The following is an 11,821-nucleotide window of genomic DNA, read 5'->3' as shown; positions in this document are numbered from 1 at the left end:
TGCACCTGATCGCGCCGAATGTGAACCAGCCGATCGTCTGAGATCGCTGCCGATCTTTCGACGATCGTCTAAGTTCACGTCAACGTTTGGCAACGTGGGAGGGAACAGCTCGTGGCTTACCTGCTGACCGACCTCGTCGACACCCCACACCTGCGCCTGACGGTCCGGGCCGGCGCCCGCGGCTTGGACCGGCCGGTGTTCTGGGCACAGACCTCCGATCTCGACGAACCCTGGTCGTGGTTGGCCGGCGGCGAATTACTCATGAAGAACGGCCGCACGCTGCCCGACTCGCAGGAGGGACAAGCGGCGTTGATCCGCGGCCTGGCCGAGAACGGCATGTGCGGCGTCGTCATCGGGCTGGATGCCACCAGCCCCGCACTGAGCCCGGCGGCCGTAACCCTCGCCGACGAACTGGGCTTCCCCGTTCTGCTGGTGCCGTACTCGGTCGGCTTCGCGGCCATCGGACGGGCCGTCGCCGGTGGCGCGGAGAGCGACGACAGCAGAAGGATCGCCGTCACCGAACGGGTGTACCAGGTGATCCGCCAGTCGGTCGGCCGCGCCGGTGCCGAGAACGCGCTGCGCCAGCTCGGGCGTGAGGTCGCGTGCCGCCTGGCCGTGCTCGACGCCGCCACCGGTGAGATCGCCCTCGACTCCTCGGATCCCGTGCCCGAGGGGCTTCGACTGGCCCTCACCGAGGAGATCACCTCGCGACGCGGTGCCGTGCCCGGGGTGCTTCACGTCCTCACCGACGACGAACGTGCGCTCGCCGTCGAGGTGCCCGACGAGGAGCCGACGGTGTTGGTGGCCTACGGCTTCCGCGCGTCACCGCCCGACGTGGTCCAGCTGCAGCACCTGGCCTCGGCGATGGCCGTGCTGCTCGCCCAGCAGAACGTGCGACGCGAGCACGACCGTCGCGTCGGCGCCGAGGTGCTGGCGTCGTTGTGCGACGGGCGGTTCACCGGAGCGGAGTCCGCGCGCCTGCTCGCCGACCGGGGTCTGCAGCCCGCGGGCTCGGTCCTGGCGGCCGTCTCGGGTGGCTCACCCGCCGCGGAGCGGCATCTGCACGTGAGCCTCGCCCGGCGCCAGGTACCCCATCTCCTCCTGCGCCGCGGCGCCGTTCTCTACGCGCTGGTGCCCGCAGGCGACGGGCCGCTGGGCGCGCTGCGGCACCGCGTGGGCGAAGCGGCGTCGATCGGCGTCAGCGACGTCCTGGGCCATCCGCGCCGAGGACCTGCCGCCGCCCGGGAGGCCGCCTGGGCGATGCGCGCCGCCGAGGGTTCTGCCGACGCGACCGCGCACTACGGCGACGCGACGATGCTGTCGGTGCTGCGCGACACCGAGGAGGCCCAGGTCGTGGTCGAGCGCGTGCTCGGCGCGCTCGTCGCCTACGACGCCGCGCATTCGAGCGAGATGGTGGCGACGCTGGATGCCTACTTGCGGTGCGACCGGTCGTGGGTCAAGACGGCTACCGCGACGGGGCTGCACCGCCAGACGGTGGTTTACCGGATCCAGCGTGTGGAGGACATCACGGGCCGACGAATCACCGACACCGCGACCATCGCCGAGTTCTGGTTGGCCCTGCGGGCCAAGGATCTACTCGCCCTGCCGCATCGGGACCGATGAGTTCTCCGTCGGCGTCGGGTCAGCATCGGCATGACCCTCACTGACGGCTTCGTCTCCCGCTCGCTCGGCGTCCCCGGCGCCCACCTGCACTACGAGGTGCGAGGGCGTGGTCCCCTGCTTCTCGTCATCGGCTCCCCCATGGCCGCCTCGGAGTTCGCCCCGCTGGCCGATGCCCTGGCGAGCGATCACACCGTCGTCACCTACGACCCCCGCGGCTTCGCGGGCAGTCCCGTCGACGATCCCGACGGACCGTCGAATCCCGATCTGCGCGCCGACGACGTGGCGGCGATCCTCGACGACATGGGTGAACAGTCGGCCGACGTGTTCGGCTCCAGCGGCGGCGCGGTGACCGGGCTGGCGTTGGTCACCCGGCACCCCGGCCGCGTGCGCACCCTGGTGGCACACGAACCACCCCTGCTGGAACTGCTGCCCGACGCCGAGGCGCAGCGGGCGGCCACCGCCGACATCGTGGCGACCTTCCGCACCGAGGGTCTGCACGCCGCGTGGTTGAAGTTCATGGTCAACGCCGGCTTCGACGTGGGCCAGGACGGCCCGCCCGAGCCGCAGGGCGAACCGGTGAATCCGGAGAAGGCGCTGGCCGAGGGCGCCCGCTTCTTCGTTCACGACCTGGTGCCGACCACGCAGTACCTCCCGGACGCCGACACGTTGAAGGCCTCGTCGACCCGCATCGTCATCGGCCTCGGCGCCGAATCCGGCCATCTGCTGACCCATCGGACCTCGGTGGCCGTGGCGCGGTCGTTGGGCGTGGACACCACCGAGTTCCCCGGCGACCACGGCGGATTCATGGGCGCACCCGCCGAATTCGCCGCCCGGCTGCGCGAGGTCCTGTAACGATTCGTGGAGTTTCACCGGCGGTCGGCGCCGGTGAAACTCCACGAATCGCTCTAGCCGATCAGGACGGCGTACCGCGGTTTGATGACGTCGTCGATGAGCGTCAGCCGTTCCCGGAACGGGATGAACGACGACTTCATCGCGTTGATGGTGAACCGCTCGAGGTCGCTCCAGCCGTAGCCGAACGCCTCGACGAGGCGCAGCATCTCCTGGCTCATCGTGGTGTCGCTCATCAACCGGTTGTCGGTGTTGACCGTCACCCTGAAGCGCAGCCTGGCCAGCAGGGCGAACGGGTGCTCGGCGATGCTCGCGACGGCTCCGGTCTGCACGTTCGACGACGGGCACAGCTCGAGGGGAATCCGCTTGTCCCGCAAAAGCGACGCCAGCCTGCCCAGGGTGGCGTCGCTGTCGTCGTGGACGGTGATGTCGTCGACGATGCGCACGCCGTGGCCCAGCCGGTCGGCGCCGCAGAACGCGATCGCCTCCTGGATGGAGGGCAGCCCGAAGGCCTCGCCAGCGTGAATGGTGAAGCGGGCGTTGTTGTTCCGCATGTACTCGAAGGCATCCAGGTGCCGCGTGGGCGGGTACCCCGCTTCGGCGCCGGCGATGTCGAACCCGACGACGCCCTGGTCGCGGAACCGGATGGCGAGCTCGGCGATCTCTCGCGAGCGGGCCGCGTGCCTCATCGCGGTCACCAGGCAGCGCACCGTGATCGTCTTGCCGGCCGCAGCCGCCGCCTTCTCCCCGTCGGCGAAACCGGCCAGCACCGCGTCGACGACCGCGTCGAGCGAGAGCCCGCCGTCGATGTGCAGTTCGGGGGCGAAGCGCACCTCGGCGTAGACCACCGAGTCGGCCGCGAGGTCCTCGACGCACTCGAAGGCCACGCGGTGCAACGCCTCCGGGGTCTGCATCACCCCGACCGTGTGGGCGAACGGCTCCAGGTACCGGACCAACGAGCCACTGTGGGCGGCGGTTCGGAAGAAGGTGGCGAGCTCGCCGACGTCGGTGGTGGGCAACCCGTCGTACCCGAACTCGTCGGCCAGTTCCACCACCGTCGCCGGCCGCAGGCCACCGTCGAGGTGGTCGTGCAGCAGGGCCTTGGGGGCGCGCTGGATGTTCTCGAGCGTCAACGGCGTCGTCATGAATTCCCTCCTCGGGTGATGCGGTCGATGATCAGGGGGCGCACCTCGGGAGCCTCGTCTGCGACGGTCCAGCCGCCGTCGAGTTCGGCCAGCGCGCCGGCGAAGCGCTCCGGGGTGTCGGTGTAGAGAGTGAAGAGCGTCTCGCCGGCGGAGACGGGATCACCGGGCCTGCGGTGCATCCGCACGCCCGCGCCGAACTGAACCCGACCACCAGGTGTCGAACGGCCCGCACCGAGCCGCCACACCGCCAGACCCACCGCCATCGCGTCGATGTCGCCCATCGTGCCACCCCGGGGTGCGGTCACCGTCTCCGCGTGCGCGCCGACCGGCAGCGGCTGCGAGAGATCGCCGCCCTGGGCCTCGACGAGCGCGCGGAAGCAGTCCATGGCCGTGCCGTCGCGCAGGGTCTGCGCAGGGTCGACGCCGTCGACGCCAGCCGCGTCGAGCATCTCGCGGGCCAGGGTCACGGTGAGCTCGACGACGTCGGAGGGGCCGCCGCCGGCCAGCACGTCGAGGGATTCGGCGACCTCGACGGCGTTGCCGACCGTCAGGCCCAGCGGCCGGTCCATGTCGGTCAGCAGTGCGCGGGTGTCGACTCCGCTGGCCCGGCCGAGTTCGACCATCGTCGCGGCCAGCTGCCGGGCCTCGTCCTCGGAGGTGAGGAAGGCACCCCGGCCGACCTTGGTGTCCAACACGAGCGCGTCAGCGCCCTCGGCGAGCTTCTTGCTCATCACCGAACTGGCGATCAGCGGCAACGACTCGGTGGTCGCCGTCACGTCGCGCAGGGCGTAGATCTTGCGGTCGGCGGGCGCCAGGTCCCCCGCCGCGAAGATCGCCGCACCGAGGTCCTGAAGCTGTTGGCGGATCCGGTCTTTGGACAGTTCGGCGGTGAAGCCCGCGATCGCCTCCAGCTTGTCCAGGGTGCCGCCGGTGTGGCCGAGCCCCCGCCCCGCCGCCTGCGGCACCGCCGCCCCGCAGGCCATGACGACCGGCACCAACGGGATGGTGATCTTGTCGCCGACCCCTCCGGTGGAGTGCTTGTCGACCAACCTCAGCGGCTTGCCGTCGTGCCGGAGGTCGCCGAAGTCGAAACGCTCGCCGGAATCGATCATCGCCGCGGTCCAGCGGGCGATCTCACCCGCGCTCATCCCGCGCAGGAAGATCGCCATGAGCAGTGCGGACATCTGCTCGTCGTGCACCACCCCGCTGGTGTAGTTCGCGATCACCCAGTCGATCGCCGCGTCGGAGAGCACGCCGCCGTCTCGTTTGGTGCGGATCACGGTCGGGGCGTCGAAGTCGAACCCCGTCATCGTGATCCGACCCTCGCGAGGTCGTCGGGACCGAAGGCATCGGGCAGCAGATCGCGCAGCGGCCGGGGGCCCGAGGGGTGGTCGACGAGCATGTCGGGTCCGCCATGTTCGAGCAGGAGTTGTCGGCACCGGCCACAGGGCATGAGCAGATTGCCGTCGGCGTCGACGCAGACGAGAGCGGCCAACCGTCCGCCGCCGGTGGAGTGCAGCGCGCAGACCACCGAACACTCGGCGCAAAGTCCTAACCCATATGAGACATTTTCCACATTGCATCCGGCCAAGAGTCGGCCATCGGTCGTCACCGCCGCGGCCCCGACCGGGAAGCCGGAATAGGGTGCATACGCCTCCCTTGAGACGTCGATTGCCTTGTCGCGCAACGTCTTCCAATCGAAATCAGGCATCGCACCCAGGCCAATGCCGCATTTCTGAACGCATCTAGAAGCTCCAGTCCCGTCGTCGCGAATCCGATTAGGTCACCCTAATTTCCGTGGTATCAGGGCAATCAACGGTCTCACGCCGGTTCTTTACATGCACTTACTGGCATTAGAGTCACAAGCAGGTATGGGGCACGAATTGGCAGCATCGACCCGCCGTCTCCCCGACCGTCCACCGAAGGTGTTGGAGGCGCGGAAGTGAGTACTCGAACGTGACGCAGACAACAGCGGATTCCGCGACACCCGCCCCGCGGTCGTCGCCGACGAAACGCCGCACCCTCTATCGCGGGGACCCCGGCATGTGGTCGTGGGTGCTGCACCGCGTGACGGGCGCGACGATCTTCTTCTTCCTCTTCGTCCACGTGCTCGACACGGCGCTCGTGCGCGTCAGCCCCGAGGCCTACAACGCGATCATCGACACCTACAAGACGCCGATCATCGGCCTCATGGAGATGGGTCTGGTCGTCGCGGTGCTCTTCCACGCACTCAACGGCATCCGGATCATCCTCATCGACTTCTGGCAGAACGGCCCGAAGTACCAGCGCCTGATGCTCTGGATAGTCCTCGGCGTGTGGATCAGCGTCTTCATCGTCGCCCTCGGAGTGATGGGCATGCACATGGCGGAGCGTTTCCTATGAGCCCCTCACGCGAGAACCCGTACGACCACGTCAGCGAGCGCGGCGGCCCGGCGCCGGTCATGCAGCGCAGCTACGACCGGCCCGCCGGCCTGGACAACCCCCGCTCGCCACGGGGCCGCAGCGCGATGCCGAACTTCGAGAAGTACGCCTGGCTCTTCATGCGCTTCTCCGGCGTCGTCCTCGTGGTGCTGGCCCTTGGCCACCTCTTCATCGGCCTGCTCTGGGACGGCGGCGTCTACCGGATCGACTTCAACTACGTCGCACAGCGCTGGGCCTCACCGTTCTGGCAGACCTGGGACCTGTTGTTGCTGTGGCTGGCGCAGCTGCACGGCGGCAACGGCATGCGGACGATCATCAACGACTACGCCCGCAAGGACACGACCAAGTTCTGGCTGAACACCCTGCTCGGCCTGTCGATGCTCTTCACGATCGTGCTCGGCACTTACGTGCTGTTGACCTTCGACGCAAACATTTCCTGAGTTAGAGGGGTTCACGCAATGCTGATCGAACACCGATACGACGTCGTCATCGTGGGTGCGGGCGGCGCGGGGATGCGCGCAGCGGTCGAGGCGGGACCGCGCGTGCGGACCGCCGTGCTGACCAAGCTGTACCCGACCCGCAGCCATACCGGCGCGGCCCAGGGCGGCATGTGCGCCGCGCTGGCCAACGTCGAGGAAGACAACTGGGAGTGGCACACCTTCGACACCGTCAAGGGCGGCGACTACCTCGCCGACCAGGACGCCGTGGAGATCATGTGCAAGGAGGCCATCGACGCGGTCTACGACCTCGAGAAGATGGGCATGCCGTTCAACCGCACGCCCGAGGGCCGCATCGACCAGCGCCGGTTCGGCGGGCATACCCGTGACCACGGCAAGGCCCCGGTCCGCCGCGCCTGTTACGCCGCCGACCGCACCGGCCACATGATCCTTCAGACGCTGTACCAAAACTGCGTCAAGCACGACGTCGAATTCTTCAACGAGTTCTACGCGCTGGACCTCATCATGTCCGACACCCCCGGCGGACCCGTGGCCACCGGCATCGTGGCCTACGAACTGTCCAGCGGCGACATCCACGTCTTCCACGCCAAGGCGATCGTGTTCGCCACCGGTGGCTCGGGCCGGATGTACAAGACCACCTCCAACGCCCACACCCTGACCGGTGACGGGCTCGGCATCGTCTTCCGCAAGGGACTCCCCTTGGAGGACATGGAGTTTCACCAGTTCCACCCGACCGGACTGGCCGGGCTCGGAATCCTGATCTCCGAGGCGGTGCGCGGCGAGGGCGGCCGGCTGCTCAACGCCGACGGCGAACGCTTCATGGAGCGCTACGCCCCGACCATCGTCGACCTCGCCCCCCGCGACATCGTGGCGCGGTCGATGGTGCTCGAGGTGCTCGAGGGCCGCGGCGCCGGCCCCAACAAGGACTACGTCTACATCGACGTCCGCCACCTGGGCGCCGACGTCCTGGAGGCGAAGCTCCCCGACATCACCGAGTTCGCCCGGACCTACCTGGGCGTCGACCCCGTCACCGAACTGGTGCCGGTCTACCCGACGTGCCACTACGTGATGGGCGGCATTCCGACCACGGTCAACGGACAGGTGCTGCGCGACAACGACTCGATCGTGCCCGGCCTCTACGCCGCCGGCGAGTGCGCGTGCGTCTCGGTGCACGGCTCGAACCGCCTGGGCACCAACTCGCTGCTGGACATCAACGTCTTCGGTCGCCGGGCCGGCATCGCCGCGGCCAGCTACGCGCTGGGCCACGACTTCGTCGACATGCCGGAGACCCCGGCGAACATGGTCACCGAATGGGTCGGAGACATCCTCTCCGAGCACGGCAACGAGCGCGTCGCCGACATCCGCGGCGCCCTGCAGCAGTCGATGGACAACAACGCCGCGGTGTTCCGCACCGAGGAGACCCTCAAGCAGGCGCTGACCGACATCCACGGCTTCAAGGAGCGGTACGCCCGAATCACCGTGCAGGACAAGGGCAAGCGCTACAACAGCGACCTGCTCGAAGCCATCGAACTCGGCTTCCTGCTGGAGCTGGCCGAGGTCACCGTGGTGGGCGCGCTGAATCGCAAGGAGTCCCGCGGCGGCCACGCCCGCGAGGACTACCCGAACCGCGACGACACCAACTACATGCGTCACACCATGGCCTACAAGCAGGGCACCGACCTGCTGAGCGAGATCCGGTTGGACTACAAGCCGGTCGTGCAGACGCGCTACGAGCCGATGGAACGGAAGTACTGATGAGCGCTTGCGCGAAGAAGCGAGGACGCTGATGAGCGCTTGCGCGAAGAAGCGAGGACACTGATGAGCGCTTGCGCGAAGAAGCGAGGACACTGATGAGCGCACCGACTCTCGACAAGCCCGACACCGGCGACTCCGAGACGCCGCCGGTCCCCGAGGGTGCCGTCATGGTCACCCTGAAGATCGCCCGGTTCAACCCCGACGATCCCGACGGCGCAGGCTTTCAGAGCTTCCGCGTTCCGTGCCTGCCGACCGACCGTTTGCTCAACCTGCTGCACTACGCGAAGTGGTACCTCGACGGCACGCTGACCTTCCGCCGGTCGTGCGCGCACGGGGTGTGCGGCTCCGACGCCATGCGCATCAACGGCGTCAACCGCCTGGCATGCAAGGTGCTGATGCGCGACATGCTGCCGAAGAAGCCCGGCAAGCAGCTGACCATCACGATCGAGCCCATTCGCGGACTGCCCGTGGAGAAGGACCTCGTCGTCGACATGGAGCCGTTCTTCGACGCGTTCCGTGCGGTCAAGCCGTTTCTCATCACCAGCGGCAACGAGCCCACGCGCGAACGGATTCAGAGCCAGACCGACCGCGCCCGCTACGACGACACCACCAAGTGCATCCTGTGTGCCTGCTGCACGACGAGTTGCCCGGTGTTCTGGAACGAGGGCTCCTACTTCGGGCCCGCCGCCATCGTCAACGCCCACCGGTTCATCTTCGACAGCCGCGACGAGGCGGCCGCCGAACGGCTAGACATCCTCAACGAGGTCGACGGGGTGTGGCGCTGCCGGACCACCTTCAACTGCACCGAGTCGTGCCCCCGCGGCATCCAGGTCACCAAGGCGATCCAAGAGGTCAAGCGCGCGTTGATGTTCGCCCGCTAGTCCAAGCGCCGCTTCGCTGGAGTGCCCGTGCCGTTCGCCGTCGGCGCCCACCACACGAGACTGCTCGTCGCCAAGGCCGTGCACGAGACACTGCTGGAGCGCGGCTCGACCACCCTGCCCGCCAACGTCCAGGTCGCGGTCTACCGGACCGCCCTCGCGGTCGGCTGCTCCTGGTGCGTCGACTTCGGCGCGATAGCCGATCCGGATGGACGGGCTCGACGCCACCTCACTGCTGTTCACCGACCCGCATCTCGTCACCGACGAACAGTTCGCCGATCTGCGCCGGCGGTTGGGCGACGCCGGAGTCATGGGCCGAATCGCCACCGGCACCATGCTCAAAGCCCACGTCGCGCAACGTGATTGCGGTGATCCAGCCCCACGGGCGGCGTGATACAACCATCGCATGCAGACCGCACCGCTGGCGATTCCCGGGCTGCCCGGACCCGTGACCGCCGACGTGAACGAATGGACGGGCAGCTCATCCCGGGACGCATCAAGCCGATGAGGATTTGGGAGACGTATCCGAAGCTCGAATTCGGCGACGTCACCCATACGACGGGTCCCGAGGCGCCCACGTGGATGAAGGTGCTGGCGTGCCTGCCGATCCTGCTCGTCGCGGGCGGGGCACTCGGCGCCGTCCTCGGCGTACTGGCCCTCTGACTCACTCATCGCGTGTGCTGTGAGATCGCGATCGACGTGAATCGTCGGATCCCACAGCACACGCGATGAGGTGGCGGGGTGGCCGTCCGCAAGGCCTCGAACTCCTCGCTCCGCGCGGCGATGCTCACCAGGTCAGCAGAGTGACCGCGAACCGCGACGACGACCAGCAAACCGTTGCGCGTTGCCGGCGCACACACGAATCCGTGTCTGTGAGGTACCTGTGAGTACTAATTTCGTCGTCATCGAGCGGTTTGACGACTGAAACCGTATTCTCCAACAGTTCGTCATGGCTAGAACGAGGGAGATGCGAGATGACCGCGGTCGACACGGGTAGTTCGGGGACCGCCGGGACGGTCGACAGCAAGGGTCTCAAGGGGGGCTCGCTCGGGCTCCTCTCCAGCGTCGTGGTCGGCATGGCGTCGACGGCCCCCGCCTACAGTCTCGCGGCCGTCCTGGGTCTGATCGTCGCCAGCGGCGCAGGGGTCAAGGCGGCGTCGATCGTCCTGCTGGCCTTCGTGCCGATCTACCTGATCGCGGTGGCCTACCAGGAACTCAACAAGGCCGAACCCGACTGCGGGACGACGTTTACCTGGGCGTCGCGGGCCTTCGGTCCGCTCATCGGCTGGATGGGTGGCTGGGGCATCATCGCCGCCGACGTCATCGTGATGGCCAACCTGGCGCAGATCGCCGGGGCCTACTCGTTCACCTTCGTCGGAGACCTCGGCTGGTCGGCCGCAGCCGACCTCGCCAACAGCACCCTGTGGTCGACCGTGGCCGGCGTCATCTGGATCGCCGTCATGACCTACATCTGCTATCGCGGTATCGAGGTGTCGGCGCGCCTGCAGTACTTCCTGCTGGGCTTCGAAGTCATCATCCTGGTCGTCATCTCCATCTACGCCCTGGTGAAGGTCTACACGAGCCACGCGCTGCCCGAGTCGATCCACCCGTCGCTGTCGTGGTTCTGGCCCGGCGGCCTGGACTTCGGCACCGTCATCGCCCCCGCCATCCTGATCGCGATCTTCATCTACTGGGGCTGGGACACCGCCGTGGCCTGCAACGAGGAGTCCGACGACCCCGGCACCACCCCGGGCAGGGCCGCGGTGCTCTCGACGTTCCTGCTGCTGGCCACCTACGCCATCGTGACCGTGGCCGCGGTCGCCTTCGCCGGGGTCGGGGAAACCGATGCGGGACTAGGCAATCCGGACAACTCGGCCGACGTGTTCGCCGCCATCGGCCCCGCCCTGTTCGGCGACAGCGTCATCGGCCACATCGGACTGCTCGCCCTGTCGGCGACGATCCTGACCTCGGCCTCGGCCTCGACCCAGACGACGATCCTGCCGACCGCCAGGACCACGCTCTCGATGGGCGTCTACAAGGCCCTGCCGACGTCGTTCGCCAAGATTCACCGCAAGTACCTGACCCCGACGGTCTCCACGATCGTGATGGGTGCGGTGTCGATATTCTTCTACGTGCTCTTCACCCTCATCAGCAGCAGCCTGCTGCTGGCCCTCATCGGATCGGTCGGCCTGATGATCGCGTTCTACTACGGGATGACCGGCTACGCGTGCGTCTGGTACTACCGCAAGACGTTGACCACCTCGGCGCGTGACTTCATGATGCGCGGCGTGGTCCCCCTCCTGGGGGCCATCATGCTGACGGTCGTCTTCGCCTACGGCTTGATCTCCTACTCCAAGGCCGACTACCTCGTCGACGACGACGGGAACAACGTGACGATCCTGGGCTTCGGCGCAGTGGCCGTGGTCGGCATCGGCGCGCTCGTGCTCGGGGTCGTGATGATGTTCGTGTGGTGGGCGCTGTCGCCGAGCTTCTTCAAGGGGCAAACCCTGCCCCGCCGTGCGGATCTGCTGCTCGAGCCCGCCGTCGGGTCGGTGGCGCGCTTCGGCCTGCCCGACTCCGGCGACATGCCGACGGTCATCTCACCCGACTTGTCGAACCTGCCCCGGGGCGAGCGTGCCGTCGACCCGTCCACGGGCGAGGAGTTCACCAGCACGAACTGATCGCTCACAGG

At 67.9% G+C, this 11,821-nt stretch carries 11 protein-coding genes and 1 pseudogene; 9 read left to right on the top strand and 3 right to left on the bottom strand.

The window, feature by feature from the left end:
- The first annotated feature begins 111 nt into the window (after window positions 1–111).
- The gene (locus ABZ195_RS08625) at window positions 112–1,623 is read left to right on the top strand and encodes a PucR family transcriptional regulator (RefSeq protein WP_355216687.1); all 1,512 of its coding nucleotides are present in this window, start codon (window positions 112–114) and stop codon (window positions 1,621–1,623) included.
- A gap of 30 nt (window positions 1,624–1,653) precedes the next feature.
- Window positions 1,654–2,475 carry an alpha/beta hydrolase gene (locus ABZ195_RS08620; protein WP_355216685.1) on the top strand — a complete coding sequence of 274 codons (822 nt, stop codon included), beginning with the start codon at window positions 1,654–1,656 and terminating at the stop codon, window positions 2,473–2,475.
- A 53-nt stretch (window positions 2,476–2,528) separates the two neighbouring features.
- Here the strand turns inward: ABZ195_RS08620 and ABZ195_RS08615 are convergent, their stop codons facing one another.
- From ABZ195_RS08615 to ABZ195_RS08605, 3 genes are read right to left on the bottom strand one after another with little or no spacing between them, the layout of a single operon-like run.
- Window positions 2,529–3,617 (bottom strand): adenosine deaminase, encoded by a 1,089-nt coding sequence (locus tag ABZ195_RS08615; protein WP_355216683.1) that lies wholly within the window; start codon window positions 3,615–3,617, stop codon window positions 2,529–2,531.
- Window positions 3,614–4,927: a thymidine phosphorylase gene (locus ABZ195_RS08610; protein ID WP_355216681.1), complete on the bottom strand. Its 1,314-nt coding sequence runs from the start codon at window positions 4,925–4,927 to the stop codon at window positions 3,614–3,616. The genes ABZ195_RS08615 and ABZ195_RS08610 overlap by 4 nt, the downstream gene beginning before the upstream one ends.
- Window positions 4,924–5,328: a cytidine deaminase gene (locus ABZ195_RS08605; RefSeq protein WP_355216679.1), complete on the bottom strand. Its 405-nt coding sequence runs from the start codon at window positions 5,326–5,328 to the stop codon at window positions 4,924–4,926. Before ABZ195_RS08605 ends, ABZ195_RS08610 begins: the two co-directional genes overlap by 4 nt.
- 245 nt (window positions 5,329–5,573) lie before the next feature.
- Here ABZ195_RS08605 and sdhC point away from each other — a divergent pair, with 245 nt between their 5' ends.
- The 7 genes and pseudogenes from sdhC (at window position 5,574) to ABZ195_RS08570 (ending at window position 11,810) form a co-directional block, all read left to right on the top strand.
- Window positions 5,574–5,999, top strand: coding sequence for a succinate dehydrogenase, cytochrome b556 subunit (gene sdhC / locus ABZ195_RS08600; protein WP_355216677.1), 426 nt, complete (start codon window positions 5,574–5,576; stop codon window positions 5,997–5,999).
- Entirely contained in the window at window positions 5,996–6,478 is a 483-nt protein-coding gene (locus tag ABZ195_RS08595; RefSeq protein ID WP_355216675.1) for a succinate dehydrogenase hydrophobic membrane anchor subunit, read from the top strand. Before sdhC ends, ABZ195_RS08595 begins: the two co-directional genes overlap by 4 nt.
- A gap of 18 nt (window positions 6,479–6,496) precedes the next feature.
- Window positions 6,497–8,251, top strand: a complete 1,755-nt coding sequence (sdhA, locus tag ABZ195_RS08590) for a succinate dehydrogenase flavoprotein subunit (RefSeq protein ID WP_355216673.1) — start codon at window positions 6,497–6,499, stop codon at window positions 8,249–8,251.
- A gap of 95 nt (window positions 8,252–8,346) precedes the next feature.
- The gene (locus ABZ195_RS08585; RefSeq protein WP_355216671.1) at window positions 8,347–9,132 is read left to right on the top strand and encodes a succinate dehydrogenase iron-sulfur subunit; all 786 of its coding nucleotides are present in this window, start codon (window positions 8,347–8,349) and stop codon (window positions 9,130–9,132) included.
- Window positions 9,133–9,436, top strand: a pseudogene (locus ABZ195_RS08580) (carboxymuconolactone decarboxylase family protein); the annotation flags it as partial.
- Between the two features lie 161 nt (window positions 9,437–9,597).
- Window positions 9,598–9,792: a hypothetical protein gene (locus ABZ195_RS08575; RefSeq protein ID WP_355216670.1), complete on the top strand. Its 195-nt coding sequence runs from the start codon at window positions 9,598–9,600 to the stop codon at window positions 9,790–9,792.
- 311 nt (window positions 9,793–10,103) lie between these two features.
- A complete protein-coding gene (locus ABZ195_RS08570; protein ID WP_355216669.1) occupies window positions 10,104–11,810 on the top strand; it encodes an APC family permease in 1,707 nt (568 codons plus the stop codon).
- Window positions 11,811–11,821: the final 11 nt, after the last annotated feature.

The organism is Mycobacterium sp. NPDC006124 (assembly GCF_040614235.1).
GTDB lineage: Bacteria > Actinomycetota > Actinomycetes > Mycobacteriales > Mycobacteriaceae > Mycobacterium.
Note: the sequence above shows the minus strand (reverse complement) of the source record. Positions and strands in the feature narration are given on the sequence as shown.